This window comes from Bacillus sp. FSL K6-0073 (genome assembly GCF_038006085.1).
GTDB classification, from domain to species: domain Bacteria; phylum Bacillota; class Bacilli; order Bacillales; family Bacillaceae_G; genus Bacillus_A; species Bacillus_A cereus.
Genome location: NZ_JBBOUN010000001.1, coordinates 1,219,248 through 1,233,245, shown reverse-complemented (window position 1 = coordinate 1,233,245; position 13,998 = coordinate 1,219,248). Strand labels below are relative to the sequence as shown.

Sequence of the window (13,998 nt, the reverse complement as noted above, 5' to 3'; positions counted from 1 at the left end):
ATAACAGGAATAACTACTTTTCATAAAGGAGAAATCGTATATGATACAACGTAAACATATTTTATATAACCAGCCCCGTGCTCATACAGTCGGTAATGTAGAATATATAAACAATGAATGGGTATTCTTTGATGATGAAAATGATGAAGCGTTTCTATTAGAAGATATTGCCGAAGATGGGTTTGAAATTTTGTATAATAACAATTGGTTACCAGCCCGTTTCTATGAACAAGATGTATTACAAATCGCCAACGAGCAACACCATTTGCAAAATGGTGAAATGGTACGTATTCGAAAAAAGTTACTTCTTAGCTATAATGAATGGCTCGAGGAATTACCTGACTCTGTCTTCACATTATTAACTGAATCATTGCAATCACTTCACTACTCTTTATATGATTGCATGTATTGTCATAATTATTTATCTTTCTTACCGAAAGAGGAGTCACGCGAAGGAGTAAATATTCTTTTGTTTGATAACGAAGAAATGATCTGTACACTGCAACACCATTTCGTCCGTCACACTACGTCAAATAAAAATATGTTCCGTTTTACGAAAGTAAATGGAGAAGAGTTGCATATCGATGCGACATAAAAAATAAAAACCACCTTATCTCCCAAGTCTTTGAGATTATAAGGTGGTTTTATTTTTATTTGAATACGTACCAGCCAAGTGGCAATTTCAGTCCTAAGTATAATACTGCTACTAGCGCAACAATAAATAAGCCCCAAACCGCCCCTGTTGGTTTGTTTTTGCTCATTTTTACAAGAACCATTTCCATTCCGCCGATAACTAAAATACCAGCTAACATTTTCAGGCCGTACCACATGTGCATGCTACCTGTTGCTGTCTTCACAATACTCATGTACAACATGAAGCCTGTCACAATAATGATGATATACATTAGGCGAAGCCCCATATGTACACCTTTACCTTTTCTTCCTGCTGAATAAAGTGAATACGCAACGAAGAATAAAATTAAACCTAACGCCCATGCTGTAATATGCATATGTACCATCGTATCCCTTACCTCCTCTTTTCACACTTTTTCACTCTATATGATAACATGTTCATTTATTTTCAGGAAATGTTTCGCTTTTTTACATTTAAATGATATAATATTTAGAGTATTTACAAACTTCTTGTAATAACAAAAGGGGGAACAATCATGATTCAAACTAAGGATATTATCGAACTTACAGACACATATGGAGCAAATAACTATCACCCACTTCCAATCGTTATTTCTAAAGCAGAAGGTGTTTGGGTAGAAGATCCTGAAGGAAACCGCTATATGGACTTATTAAGTGCATATTCTGCAGTAAACCAAGGTCATCGTCACCCGAAAATTATTAACGCTTTAATTGACCAAGCAAATCGTGTTACGTTAACTTCTCGTGCTTTCCATAGCGATCAATTAGGTCCTTGGTACGAAAAAGTTGCGAAACTAACTAATAAAGAAATGGTACTTCCAATGAATACAGGTGCTGAAGCTGTTGAAACTGCAATTAAAACAGTTCGTCGCTGGGCTTATGATGTGAAGAAAGTAGAAGCAAACCGCGCTGAAATCATCGTTTGTGAAGATAACTTCCACGGACGTACAATGGGTTCTGTTTCTATGTCTTCAAACGAAGAGTACAAGCGTGGATTCGGTCCAATGCTTCCTGGCATCGTTGTAATTCCTTACGGTGATTTAGAAGCATTAAAAGCCGCAATTACACCAAACACAGCAGCATTCATTTTAGAGCCAATTCAAGGTGAAGCAGGAATTAACATCCCGCCAGCTGGTTACTTAAAAGAAGCTTTTGAAGTATGTAAAAAAGAAAACGTTTTATTCGTAGCAGATGAAATCCAAACAGGCTTAGGCCGTACTGGTAAAGTATTTGCTTGTGACTGGGACGATGTAACTCCTGACATGTACATACTTGGTAAAGCACTTGGTGGCGGCGTGTTCCCGATCTCTTGTGTTGCAGCAAACCGCGATATTTTAGGTGTATTTGAGCCAGGTTCTCACGGTTCTACATTCGGTGGTAACCCACTTGCATGTGCTGTTTCTATCGCAGCTCTTGAAGTGTTAGAAGAAGAAAAATTAACAGAGCGTTCTCTTCAATTAGGAGAAAAATTAGTTGGGCAATTAAAAGAGATTGACAACCCAATGATCACTGAAGTTCGCGGTAAAGGTTTATTCATCGGTATCGAATTAAACGAGCCAGCTCGTCCTTACTGTGAACAACTAAAAGCAGCTGGTCTACTATGTAAAGAAACACATGAAAACGTAATTCGTATCGCACCACCTCTAGTAATCTCTGAAGAAGATTTAGAGTGGGCATTCCAAAAAATTAAAGCTGTATTATCGTAATGATAGAGAGGTTGTCCGACATGTTGGGACAACCTCTTTCTTTTTATATTCATTTATATTCATTTATATTAAGATGAAATTTTAATTTTCTGTATTTTAAAATCGTAAAGGAGGTGCGATATGCTATTAAGATATGGTAAACATATTAACTATTTAGCTACATCTTTTATTTTAGTTACATTCTTTGGCTTCCTACTTTCCACAACATGGCTTACTCACTACTCAACTCCTACTACATTCACACTACTGAAAGCATCATTTTGGACTGCTGTTATTCTTACTATCATTGGTTTTGGACGAGAAAAAAGCGCACTTACGGTTATACTATTTGGCATTTGCACACTTGCATTCATTGGTCTTTACACTTTTTCCGTTATTGATTACCTCTATAACCCAAGGCCATAAAAAAGAGCTATCTTTTAACAAGATAGCTCTTTTCTTCACTTCACTACATTTCGCAAAGTACCAATTCCTTCTACTGTAATAACCACTTCATCACCAGCATGTAAAAACTTCGGTGGTGTGAAACCTTTTCCGACACCAGCCGGGGTTCCTGTTGCGATAATATCGCCTGGTTCTAAAGTCATTCCTTTACTTATCGTTGAAATAATTTCTTCTATTGAAAAAATCATTTTATTTGTGTTGGAAGTTTGCCTTACTTCTCCATTTACTACCGTTTCAATGTGTAATGCATTCGGCGCATTAACCACCGATTTATGAATTAAATACGGCCCCATCGGACAAAATGTATCGAAGCTTTTCCCAAGGAAAAACTGTTTATGTTTTCTTTGAATGTCTCGAGCTGTTACATCATTGATAATCGTATAACCAAAAACATGCTCAAGCGCTTTTTCTTTTTTAATTTGTTTCCCTCGCTTACCAATAACGATAGCTAATTCTCCTTCGTAATCTAGTTCGTCCGTTGCATGAGGGTGACCATTAATTTGCTCATTTATGCCAATAACTGTTGTTGGTGCTTTCGTAAAGATCATTATATTTTCTGGAATAGACTCTACTCCACCCATTTCTACCGCATGCTCACGATAGTTTTTTCCAACGCACAAAATATTCTTTCTTGGCCTTGGAATCGGTGCTAATATTTTCACCTCTGTTAACGGATAATACGCCGCTTCCCCGTTTTCTTTTGCCCAATTTACAATTTCACATACTTTCTCAAAGCATTCAGTCCCTCTTTCAATACACTCTAACATTGTAATAGGGATTGTAACCTTTTCCCCTTTTTGTCTTTGCGCTTCTCTTAAGTGTAATACCTTTTCTTCTTCTTCATCCACAATACCTACAAATACCTTTTCTTCTTTCTTCGCCGTTACAAAACGCAATATTTCCACTCTCCATCCTAAAACTCATGCCCTTTAATTGTATTCGCATCCTTAAGAAAAAAACCTTCTCATGCACGCTAATTTTTACAATATTCTTCTCATACCCTATTCGTTACCCTTTATCATTTGGCATAAAATGTAGAAATTTTACTTTTTTTAGCGAATGCATTTCTTTTTTATGAAGTTTTTGTATAATATGTACTACATATATACTAAAAATTTCATTTAGAGATGGAGCCGATTTCAATGTTTGAGCAAGCGATTGAAAAAAAACGTGAAAAAATGATTTATTTTGCTGAACGCTATGGAATGACTTCTCAAAAAACAGTGGATTGTAGCCAAGAACTGGACAGGCTCTTAAATGTAATTTGTCATGTACATACGGATTTACACCCTAATCAAACATTCAAAACACACACGCAATAATGCGTGTGTTTCTTTTATTTCAAAAAAATACACATTTTATTGGAAACGCCCATACAATAGTAGAAAAGAAAATTTTAAAAACGAAGGGTGTTTTGTATGCCAGCTATGGTCGGACATATTCGTATCGTCAATATTGGATCAAGTGGTATTTTTCATATTGGAGATGTATTTGCGATTAGGCCTATTAGTTACTCACGTGCTTTCGCCGGGGCCGGCTCTTTTAATGTTGGAGATAACGTTTCTGTCTACAATTATCAAAGTGCAACGACTGTCAACGATTCAGATGTCGTCGATCAAGCGATAATTGGTTCAACTTAAAGGGGGCGATTGTATTGAATTTTTACGTAAACCAAAGCATCATCATTAACAGCATTAAAATTGATAGCATTACAACCTCTTCTGTGTTCCAAATTGGTACTGCCGGAAGTATTAAAGCCCTATCTAAATTTTCAAATACGGGCGGATTTACGGAGCCGCTTCGCCCATTACAAGCGAAAGGACAAATTATTTCTATCAAACCATCAACTAGTTCTTCTTAAGACATCCTTGTCATAAATATATAGCAGGAATATTTTTACCCTCCCTATTGAAAAGGAGGTTTCACAAATGAATCAAGATATATATACTTACTTACACCAACTTCAACAAGCTCTTCAAACACAACAAGCAGCCATCCTGAATTTAGAAGATCAAGTGCGCCAACTCCAAGAAGAGCTTAACGAATTAAAAAATCGCCCCTCCTCTTCTGTAGGAAAAGTGGAATACAAATTCGATCAATTAAAAGTCGAAAATTTAAATGGTACTTTAAATATTGGTTTAAACCCATTTTCAGCAAAAGGACAACAAATTGAAGACCTTCAAGTGGATACAGAAACATTGAAGGTAAACCCTGAAACCGAAACAAACCCAGACTTTTATCAAGGTATCCTCCAAGAAATGCATCGATACTTAGATGAAGAAGCATATAATCGTATTCTCCATTTTGAACAAGAAGAGCGAACACCGCTTGATGAAATGTATCGACAAATGATGGTGGATGACATAAAAAAACAGATGGAGCATCGACTCCCTTATTATTTATCACAAGCGCAATCATATGAAGGTATTTCAACAGATCCAGATTATTTACGAGATATCATTATTCAGGCAATGAAACAAGATATTGACAAAGCCTTTCTCTCCTTTATTCAGCACATACCGGGAAATTACCGAAAGGAGTAAGTATGTATGAACCTTAACGTTGTAAACCGTGAGTTAAAAGTCGGACAGATTAAAATGAACGGTGTATCGTCGTCCGCACTCTTTTTAATTGGAGATGCAAATCTCCTCATTCTATCTTCTATTCTCGATACACCATTTGAAACAGTTACAGAGGGTCCATTTGTACCATTAGTAACAGATGTCCCTCCTACTCCAGGTTAAGGAGACTGAGAAATTATGTTGCATCATGTGTCTATTGTCCAAAATGTTTCTATTATTTCTTTAGGGATTGCTGCTGTATTTCAAGTTGGAGATGCAAACCAAATGGAATTAAAAAGTAGAGCTATTGCCGTCCACCGTGAAATTCCTTTTTATATACGGGGAGAAGGTCGCTTTGATGCTTTTGAAATCTTTACAGATGAACACATTACAATTCCAAAACGAACGACAGATGTAAAATTAAACATTGTAAATGAATGCCCTTTTATTGAAGTTAATAACGTTGAATTACGCACACTTTTAAATTCTGGTTGCTTTCAAATTGGAAATGTTGATTATGGTTTTAATAACTCTCGTATTATACAAATCCGCCAATATATTACGGATGAACCTTCCGCACAATAATTCATATAGTAATTAAAAAGCTTAGTAAAGTAGGTGGATGGTATGCCTTCGGTTGTAGGAAATCTCGTCGTGCAAAACAGTAACGGCTCTTTCAACTTAGGAGATTTTTATAACGTATCTCCGAAAGAAAACACGAAAGCCTATAACGGATCTGGAGCTTCCAATGTTGGGTTTGTCGTGAATACGTTTAACGGTGTTAGTGCAACGAATACATTTGATTCTGATGTGGCAGATCAAGATCAGATTGGAACAGCGTAAAAAAAGTAGGAGAATATCTCCTACTTTTTTCTTTTATCTAATTCAAAATTATTAAAATAAAATTTTAATAAGCAAGAGCTTTACTGTCCACAAATAGTGGTATAAACAAGTAAGTAGTGAAGAGGCACTATTTCATTTTATTTAAATGATAACCCGCTCTCCTCCAAAGCCTTCCTAAGCTTCGGCAAAGACGCAGGCCCCATACCATGCAGTTTTGAAATTTCTTTTTCACTATATTTTGAGAGTTCTTCTACAGTTTGAATTCCATGGTGTTCTAATGCCCTTCTTGCTGGCGCTGAAAGAAGAGAGAGAAAACCTTCTTTTGGTTTTCTCTCTTTCTCACAGGTTGGGCAAGTTGGACAATCGCTACTTTTATAGTACTCGTGTCCCTGTTCACAAGTTCTTAACGTTTTTTCCGTTACCATTTTCAAGCCCCTCTATTCTTTAATATTTACAACGTGATTCCCATCAAAGAAATATAAACATTTCTCTTTCACAGGATGTTGTAAGCTTTTCTCCAGTGCTTTTGCATATAACGAAAGCTGCACTTTATATCGATCTTCTAAAATTGGTTTCGCTTGTTCGAATCCGCCTGGGAATTTCCCTTCAATCGTATCTGTTTTGAAGTCGATTAACGTAATGCCATCTTCCTCTTCAATCATGCAGTCGATAACCCCTTGGACAAGGATCGATTCCCCGCTATTCCCTTTCCAATCTTGATATGCTTCTTCTGCTGCAAGCATCATCGTAAATGGTACTTCACGCTCAACACTTTTCGCCGCTAATACCCTTTTGCCTAAGTCACTGTCAAAGAATGAAATTACTTTTTCAATCGCTATTTCTTCCGCCTGCTCGAATGTTAATAATTCCTTATTTACCATTCCAGCAATTTGCTCTTGAAGAACTTCAACCGTAATCGGCTTCTTCAAATCAACATGCTGCATAACGGCATGGACTGCTGTTCCGCGCTCTGCGTACGTTAACCCTTTTTTCTCCATAAAGCGCGGACGTGTTTTAATTGGTGCACGTAGTTTTTTAATAAAGGCGTTATCGCTACCTTCTTCAGATTGATAATTTCTCTTTATTTCTGTAACAGATTGCTTCGCACGATGAGATGTCGCATCCTCATATCCGTACTTCCACATTAATCTGTCGTACACTTCTTCTTTCCGTTCACTTTGTAATGGCACAGCCTTTTTCTCACGAAGCGCTTCTAATAATTCTTGTTTCTCTTCTTGAACTGGCTCTGGTGCAAGTAGCGTATTACCATCCACAACTTCTACTTTCCAGCTCGTGTCATACCCGTAAATTTCATCCGGAATGCTTCCTTGTCCTAATTCAAGAAGCATTTCACTATCACGGTGTCTATATAATGAAGGTGCAATCCAGTCTAAATAACAAGACGCCCCGGCACGTATATGATCTGGTAATAACCATTCACTATGTTCCCTCGCATCGAGCCATTTTTCCATTTCCTTATTTGCATCCTTAACTGTTCCAATTAAAATTAACTTCTCTTTCGCACGCGTCAATGCTACGTATAGTACGCGCATTTCTTCCGCAATTAATTCCATTTTCATTTTACGCTTAATCGCAAGCTGTGATAATGTTGTATATTTAATTCGTTTACGCGGATCGATAAATTGCGAACCGAAACCGAAATCTTTATGCAATAAGAAACGTTTCATTAAGTCTTGTGTATTAAAACGACGACCGAGTCCAGCTACAAATACAACTGGGAACTCTAGCCCTTTACTTTTATGAATCGTCATAATGCGAACAACGTCTTCTTGTTCACCGAGGGCCCTCGCCGTACCCATATCATCACCGCGTTCTAAAATACGTTCAATAAAACGTAAGAAGCGGAATAATCCTCTAAATGATGTTGCCTCATATTGTCTTGCACGGTCATATAGTACGCGTAAGTTTGCCTGTCTTTGCTTTCCAGCTGGTAAACCGCCAACAAAGTCGTAATAACCTGTCTCACCGTACACTTTCCAAATTAAATCAGAAAGTGATTGTTGGCGCGCGAATTCACGCCATCCTTGCAGTAAGTTATAAAACCACTCTAATTTATCATGAAGTTCTTGCTCCTCTTCAAGTGGTGCCCCTTTTAAGAATGAGCTCATTACTTCATAAAATGACCCTTTCTTTCCGTGAGCACGAAGCGTCGCAAGTTCTTCGTCATTTAATCCAACGATCGGTGAACGAAGTACTGCTGCAAGCGGGATATCTTGCATCGGATTATCAATAACGCGGAATACGTTCATCATAATATTTACTTCTGTCGCTTCAAAGTAACCAGTCGCAAGGTCTGCATATACTGGAATTCCTTGTAGTTTTAACTCTTCCATAATTTGCGGTGCCCACGGCATGGAGCGAAGTAAAATAACGAAGTCGCGGTATTGTACTGGGCGCATACTATCATTTTTACGGTCATACACTTCATAACCTGAATCAACCATCACTTTAATGCGCTGCGCCATAAGACGAGCTTCAAGCTGTGCTTTTTCGACTTCTGCACCTTCTTCTCCGTCTATTACTTCTTCTTCCGTTTGCTGAATGCACAGTAGTTCTGCCGCTACATCTTCACCTTCTGGATAGGTAGCACCTAACTTTAATTCAGCGTCTGCATCGTAGTCGATTTCTCCGACTTCTTCACCCATAATTTGTTTGAAGATAAAGTTCGTACCTGCTAGTACTTCATGACGACTACGGAAGTTTTTCGCTAAGTCGATCTTCATTCCACCGCCCAATCCTTCTTGTGTGAAGCGTTTATATTTTCCTAGGAATAGTCCTGGTTCGGCTAGTCGGAAACGATAAATCGACTGCTTTACGTCACCAACCATGAACAAGTTTCCTTCACTCTCAGAATCTTTCGTTACGAATTTAATAATCGATTCTTGTACGAAATTCGTATCTTGATATTCATCGACTAATACTTCAGCAAATTTATTACGATATTGAAGCGCCACTGCTGACGGATTCATTTCACCATTTTCACTTTGTTCACTTAAAATTTGTAAACAGAAATGCTCTAAATCTGTGAAATCGACCATTCCTTTATCTCGCTTCATCGCTTGGAAACGCTCTGTAAATACTTTTACAAGTTGAACAAGCTTTTCTAATACTGGGTGCATATCTTGAAAATCTCGTAAGAAACTTTCAGGTTTTCGGCTAAATAACTCTTCTTGTAATTTCTTCACTTCATCTTTCGCTTTATTACGAAGAGAGTCTACTTGTTTTACAACATCTTCATTGTAATCACTTTTCTTAATACGCTTTAACGTTTGCCACGATACGTTTTGCATCGCTTCATACAAACTTGTCCACGACTCATGAGCAGCTGATGATAGCGTTCCAAGTAAAGCTACATCTGCTTGCAGGGTTTCAATGCGAGGCGCTGGACCGTCAGGAAGCATTGCGAGTTCAGTTGCCTTACGAATATGCTGTTCCGCTGTTTCAAGCTGGAATTTCACATCTTCTAATAAATAAGAAGCATATACTAAATCTTCAATTGTCTTTCCTTCTACGTCATATGCTTCTACTAATTTATCAAGCCATTTTTCCGGATTTGGATGCGCTCTTGACTCTGTATGAAGCGCTAAAATCATACGTTGTAAGTCATCATCACTACGGTCACTCGTATAACGATCAACAAGTTCAAAGAAGATTGTATTATCTTCGATTCCGTACTCTTCTTCTAATATGTCATCTAGCACTTCTTCTTTTAACAATTCATTTTCTGTTTGATTCGCAATACGGAAACGAGGATCAACATCAAGCATGTAGTAATATCCTCTAATTACTTGTAAACAGAATGAGTGAATTGTTGAAATGGAAGCTTTATTTAATAGGCTCAGCTGCTTTCTTACGTGTTGAGAGCCTGGTTCATCAATTAATACCTTTTCTAACGCTTCCCCGATTCGGTTTTTCATCTCTTGCGCCGCTGCATTCGTAAATGTTACAACGAGCAGGCGGTCGACATCGACTGGATTCTCTTCATTAATAATCTTTTTAATAATACGTTCAACTAATACTGCTGTTTTACCTGATCCAGCTGCAGCCGCAACTAAAATATCACGCCCGTTCGCTACAACAGCTTTCCACTGGTCATCTGTCCATTGACTATCTTCTGGTTTTTTAGGCCAATTTTCTATCATTCTCCGCCAACCTCCTCTCTTATTTTCTCCATCGCTTCGCTATCTTTCATATCTTTTAACGATCGGAACTGATTATCTTCAAGCGACTCATCAAATTGACAAACAGATTTGAAGTTACAGAACGTACATGCTGCTTTATTTCCCATTTTATAAGGAGCAATATCGATAACACCTTCTGTAATATCTTTTCCGATATTTTCAAACGTATGGTGTACATATTTTTGCAGTACGTTAAACTCTTGCTCACTTGCAATACTTGAACGCGCACTAAAGCTACCGTCTTTTTTCAGGCCAGCAGAAATAATATCTGAACTTCCTGTTGAAAGTTTGTTATCCATTAAACGAACAACATCAGCATCTCCTAATACGAGTCCTTTCATTTTAAATTTCTTTAAAATTTCTTTTTCAATTTCAGCTTCAGATGCGTCACCTTTCATCTCAACGATTGGGTTATGAATATGGAAATACAATACACCAGCTGGTGATGCTGCGTGACCTTTTTTCATCCACGTCTGCGCATTCGAAGTAACAACATCTAAATACGTTAACATTTGAAGTGCTAATCCGTAATACACTTCCGTTAAATCTAACGCTTTTGAACTTGATTTATAATCAATAATACGTAGGAACGTCCCGTTTTCATCTTCTGCCTTATCAACACGGTCAATACGGCCGACAACTTCCATCTTCACACCATTTGGTAATGAGAATTCCATCGGCGGAAGTGAGCCTGTACCACCCATACCGAACGGCACTTCTAAATCAACTGGTACGAATCCGCTTGACTTCGCATGTTCACGAAGAATGATTGACGTACGGAAAATGATTTGTTGTAGTTTTTGTTTTAAATAGAAATGACGGTTTGAACTTAATAAAATTTGTCGTTGTAATAACGGTGCGATTTCTTCTATTACTAAAACAGAAAGATGCTCACACTCTTTTATGGATAAATCCGCCCAAGTACGGTTTTCACGCAATAACTTGTCCGCAATTTTCTTTAATGCCGCATGGAATAATTCGCCGATATCCGGCGCATCAAGCTTGAAAATATCACGCTCTCTAAGCGATAAACCGTGCTGCGCAAAATGAGCGTATGCACAACGGTTAAATAGTTCCATACGAGAGACGCTTCCTTTAATTATATCTCCGTATAAATCTCTACTTACTGCTGTACTTAGTTTCTTCGCACGATTTCGATAGAATAAACTTGATAAGACGCGGCTACTTTTTTGTTTCCATTCATCTGAAGTTACGTAGAAATTATATACGTCCCACCAAAAGTCTAAATTCCCTTCAAATCCGTATCGCTTCCACGTTTGTAGTTGCTGCATAACGTAAGATAACGTTACTTCTGGCGTTGCTACGTATGAAATTTGTTCTGAACGTGATAAATCGTTTACGTCATTCGTAATAAATGAATCTTTCACATTAGGGAACATTCTTTTTATTTTCTTAATAAAGCTAGACGCAAGTAACGTCTTTCCTTCTTCATCTGCAAGCGGGCATGAAATATATAACTTCTCAGATGCTCTCGTTACCATTTGATACATAACGAACTGTTCTTCTAACAAAGTTTGTCTCGTCGTTGGCGCTAATTCAATCCCTGCTGCACCAAGAACTTCTCTTTCTTCATCAGAAAGCATACCTTCGTCCATAGGTGCTGCTGGAATAACACCCTCATTTACACCTATAATAAACGTTGCTTTCACGTCAGATAACCTGGAGTGATCAATATTAGCAATTAACACTTGGTCTAATGACGGCGGAATGTTAGCAAATTGAAGTGCCTCAAGACCTGTCGACATAACGTCCGTAAACATAGAAAGAGACATTTTCTCTTCACCAAGCATCTCTACAAACGTATCAAGAAGGCTCATTACTTCTTCCCATACTTGTTCATGATCTGTCGCAAATAAGAAATCTCCACTTTCTTCTGCACGTATACGTAATTCTTCTAGTTTTTTCGGAACATCCAGCTCTTCTAGAAATAAGTAAACTGCTTCACACATTTGCATAACTGTTCCTGCACGCTTTAACCTTTTTTGCATGCGAATAACAGGTGTTCTTACAACGTCACGTAACCTATTTATTTTCTCTTCCATTTCACGTTCACTGTCTGTAATCATCCCGTTCGTATCATCAAGAGAACGATAACGGCGATACATCCATGGATCCTCTGAAGTCCACCTCTTTCCTTGTACACCGTACGCTAAACAGTAATTTTCAAATTCATCCATTTCTTCACGCATCGTTTCTTTTCTTACGTCTAATGGATATAAAAGCTCTGTTTTCACGCAGCGGAACACCGCATCATAACGCCAATTCCCACTAATAATCTCGAGTGCAGAACGAATACATTCTACTAATGGGTGGTGTGACATCGGGCGCTTTTCATCGATGAAGTGCGGGATATTGTAATCTGTAAATAACGTGCGCATCACATCGTAATAACTTTCCCCATTACGAAGAAGCACTGCAATATCTCGGTAACGATATTTTTCATTCGCAACAAGTTTACGAATTTCACGAGCAACACCTTCTACCTCCGCTCGTAAATTCGCAGCTGTGCTAATCGTTACACTCGCTTCACCGTTAAATTTTTCATTCGGACGCGCTTCATAATGAGCTTCTAAATGCGCTAATGCGGGAGAATGAAAACGCGGCTGTTCCATAAGTGGAATTGTTTTTTCAATTTCTATTTTCTCTTCACGCGCTACTTGTTTTATTTTTTCATACGTTAACGTCGTTTCATAAAATAAATCGAGTTCATTTACTGGCTGTGCTAACGTTTTTTCATCTATCGTTAACGTGATCGTAACTCTCGCTCCGCAAATCATAAGCTGTCTTACAATCTCTAACTCTTGCGGGGAGAATGAATGAAATCCATCTATATAAATTTCCGCACCATTTACATATTCAGACTGCGGAAGCTTTTCCACTAGCAATTGCAGGTAGTCTTCTGAATCTAAATATTTTCCAATTAAAGCACGTTCAAAATCATCGTATAATAGCTGTAAATCATACACTTTATTCGCTAGTAACTTTTGTTCGGCACTGCTACTATGCGCATCCAATTGTTGCCACATTTCATATACGTTAGATGGCGTTACATTGTAACGTTTAAACTCTGCAATCATACTGCCAAGATGTTCAAAGAAACCGTTTTGCTCCGCTGCTTTTTGGAACACCGATAATCCATCTTTACGAGACTCTACAATTTTACGGAGTAACATATGTACACCCGCTTCATCAATATGAAGACGACTCGCTCCGCCAACTTCTTGTAGTACCTTCCACGCTAATCGTGAAAAACTAAAAACTTGTGCCCGAATAGAACCTCTTACATCCTCACTTCCAATTAACGCCTGCTGCGTCTGGAATGTCATCTGTTCTGGCACAAGATATAATATTGTTTTCCCTCTCGGGCGTTGTTTTAACTCTTCTTGCACTTCGCGTAAACAAAGTGTACTTTTTCCACTTCCCGCTCTACCAATTACAAATCGAAGTGACATGTAACCCCACCTTTCACTTACATAACGAACGTTAGTTTGCTACTATAATTGTATTATAGTACACGAAAAAAGACAAACTGAGTTGTTTGTCTTTTCTATACTTCTACTTCATTAT

General features: G+C 38.0%; 15 protein-coding genes. 10 read left to right on the top strand and 5 right to left on the bottom strand.

From position 1 onward, the window contains the following. Window positions 1-40 precede the first annotated feature (40 nt). On the top strand, window positions 41-595 hold the full coding sequence (locus MHB52_RS06495) for a DUF2777 domain-containing protein (RefSeq protein WP_000616050.1): 555 nt from the start codon (window positions 41-43) through the stop codon (window positions 593-595). Between the two features lie 55 nt (window positions 596-650). Here the strand turns inward: MHB52_RS06495 and MHB52_RS06490 are convergent, their stop codons facing one another. Beyond that, window positions 651-1,019: a YisL family protein gene (locus tag MHB52_RS06490; protein ID WP_000233495.1), complete on the bottom strand. Its 369-nt coding sequence runs from the start codon at window positions 1,017-1,019 to the stop codon at window positions 651-653. 150 nt (window positions 1,020-1,169) lie between these two features. Here MHB52_RS06490 and rocD point away from each other — a divergent pair, with 150 nt between their 5' ends. Together rocD and MHB52_RS06480 are read left to right on the top strand one after the other, a co-directional pair. Next, window positions 1,170-2,360, top strand: coding sequence for an ornithine aminotransferase (gene rocD, locus MHB52_RS06485; RefSeq protein ID WP_000616657.1), 1,191 nt, complete (start codon window positions 1,170-1,172; stop codon window positions 2,358-2,360). A gap of 120 nt (window positions 2,361-2,480) precedes the next feature. Next, a complete protein-coding gene (locus MHB52_RS06480) occupies window positions 2,481-2,765 on the top strand; it encodes a hypothetical protein (RefSeq protein WP_000926864.1) in 285 nt (94 codons plus the stop codon). Window positions 2,766-2,800: 35 nt separating this feature from the next. Here MHB52_RS06480 and MHB52_RS06475 read toward each other — a convergent pair whose 3' ends face one another. Further along, window positions 2,801-3,700, bottom strand: coding sequence for a fumarylacetoacetate hydrolase family protein (locus MHB52_RS06475; protein ID WP_001213075.1), 900 nt, complete (start codon window positions 3,698-3,700; stop codon window positions 2,801-2,803). Window positions 3,701-3,946: 246 nt separating this feature from the next. Between MHB52_RS06475 and MHB52_RS06470 the strand changes: the two genes are divergently transcribed. From MHB52_RS06470 to gerPF, 7 genes are all read left to right on the top strand, one after another. Continuing rightward, window positions 3,947-4,126 (top strand): aspartyl-phosphate phosphatase Spo0E family protein, encoded by a 180-nt coding sequence (locus MHB52_RS06470; RefSeq protein ID WP_000462841.1) that lies wholly within the window; start codon window positions 3,947-3,949, stop codon window positions 4,124-4,126. Window positions 4,127-4,222: 96 nt separating this feature from the next. Beyond that, entirely contained in the window at window positions 4,223-4,444 is a 222-nt protein-coding gene (gene gerPA / locus MHB52_RS06465; RefSeq protein ID WP_001111188.1) for a spore germination protein GerPA, read from the top strand. 14 nt (window positions 4,445-4,458) lie between these two features. Then, entirely contained in the window at window positions 4,459-4,665 is a 207-nt protein-coding gene (gene gerPB / locus MHB52_RS06460) for a spore germination protein GerPB (RefSeq protein ID WP_001012508.1), read from the top strand. 67 nt (window positions 4,666-4,732) lie between these two features. Then, window positions 4,733-5,347 (top strand): spore germination protein GerPC, encoded by a 615-nt coding sequence (gene gerPC, locus MHB52_RS06455; RefSeq protein ID WP_061663895.1) that lies wholly within the window; start codon window positions 4,733-4,735, stop codon window positions 5,345-5,347. Window positions 5,348-5,353: 6 nt separating this feature from the next. After that, window positions 5,354-5,548 carry a spore germination protein GerPD gene (gene gerPD / locus MHB52_RS06450; RefSeq protein WP_001052807.1) on the top strand — a complete coding sequence of 65 codons (195 nt, stop codon included), beginning with the start codon at window positions 5,354-5,356 and terminating at the stop codon, window positions 5,546-5,548. Between the two features lie 15 nt (window positions 5,549-5,563). Continuing rightward, window positions 5,564-5,950: a spore germination protein GerPE gene (locus MHB52_RS06445; RefSeq protein WP_000902319.1), complete on the top strand. Its 387-nt coding sequence runs from the start codon at window positions 5,564-5,566 to the stop codon at window positions 5,948-5,950. A gap of 42 nt (window positions 5,951-5,992) precedes the next feature. Next, window positions 5,993-6,208 carry a spore germination protein GerPF gene (gerPF, locus tag MHB52_RS06440; RefSeq protein ID WP_001141566.1) on the top strand — a complete coding sequence of 72 codons (216 nt, stop codon included), beginning with the start codon at window positions 5,993-5,995 and terminating at the stop codon, window positions 6,206-6,208. Window positions 6,209-6,345: 137 nt separating this feature from the next. Here the strand turns inward: gerPF and MHB52_RS06435 are convergent, their stop codons facing one another. Genes MHB52_RS06435 through addB form a run of 3 tightly spaced genes read right to left on the bottom strand, consistent with a single transcriptional unit; the run spans window position 6,346 to window position 13,883 of the window. Continuing rightward, window positions 6,346-6,633 (bottom strand): RNA polymerase alpha subunit C-terminal domain-containing protein, encoded by a 288-nt coding sequence (locus MHB52_RS06435; protein WP_000255724.1) that lies wholly within the window; start codon window positions 6,631-6,633, stop codon window positions 6,346-6,348. A 12-nt stretch (window positions 6,634-6,645) separates the two neighbouring features. Next, window positions 6,646-10,371: a helicase-exonuclease AddAB subunit AddA gene (gene addA, locus MHB52_RS06430; RefSeq protein WP_061663894.1), complete on the bottom strand. Its 3,726-nt coding sequence runs from the start codon at window positions 10,369-10,371 to the stop codon at window positions 6,646-6,648. After that, window positions 10,368-13,883, bottom strand: coding sequence for a helicase-exonuclease AddAB subunit AddB (addB, locus tag MHB52_RS06425; protein ID WP_000058600.1), 3,516 nt, complete (start codon window positions 13,881-13,883; stop codon window positions 10,368-10,370). Before addB ends, addA begins: the two co-directional genes overlap by 4 nt. Window positions 13,884-13,998 lie beyond the last annotated feature (115 nt).

Bases quoted from the DNA above. Each gene is read 5' to 3' on its own strand.
- addB (WP_000058600.1), bottom strand. From the start codon at position 13,883: ATGTCACTTCGATTTGTAATTGGTAGAGCGGGAAGTGGAAAAAGTACA.
- MHB52_RS06445 (WP_000902319.1), top strand. From the start codon at position 5,564: ATGTTGCATCATGTGTCTATTGTCCAAAATGTTTCTATTATTTCTTTA.
- gerPD (WP_001052807.1), top strand. From the start codon at position 5,354: ATGAACCTTAACGTTGTAAACCGTGAGTTAAAAGTCGGACAGATTAAA.
- MHB52_RS06495 (WP_000616050.1), top strand. From the start codon at position 41: ATGATACAACGTAAACATATTTTATATAACCAGCCCCGTGCTCATACA.
- MHB52_RS06435 (WP_000255724.1), bottom strand. From the start codon at position 6,633: ATGGTAACGGAAAAAACGTTAAGAACTTGTGAACAGGGACACGAGTAC.
- gerPF (WP_001141566.1), top strand. From the start codon at position 5,993: ATGCCTTCGGTTGTAGGAAATCTCGTCGTGCAAAACAGTAACGGCTCT.
- MHB52_RS06470 (WP_000462841.1), top strand. From the start codon at position 3,947: ATGTTTGAGCAAGCGATTGAAAAAAAACGTGAAAAAATGATTTATTTT.
- addA (WP_061663894.1), bottom strand. From the start codon at position 10,371: ATGATAGAAAATTGGCCTAAAAAACCAGAAGATAGTCAATGGACAGAT.
- MHB52_RS06480 (WP_000926864.1), top strand. From the start codon at position 2,481: ATGCTATTAAGATATGGTAAACATATTAACTATTTAGCTACATCTTTT.
- gerPA (WP_001111188.1), top strand. From the start codon at position 4,223: ATGCCAGCTATGGTCGGACATATTCGTATCGTCAATATTGGATCAAGT.
- gerPC (WP_061663895.1), top strand. From the start codon at position 4,733: ATGAATCAAGATATATATACTTACTTACACCAACTTCAACAAGCTCTT.
- rocD (WP_000616657.1), top strand. From the start codon at position 1,170: ATGATTCAAACTAAGGATATTATCGAACTTACAGACACATATGGAGCA.
- MHB52_RS06490 (WP_000233495.1), bottom strand. From the start codon at position 1,019: ATGGTACATATGCATATTACAGCATGGGCGTTAGGTTTAATTTTATTC.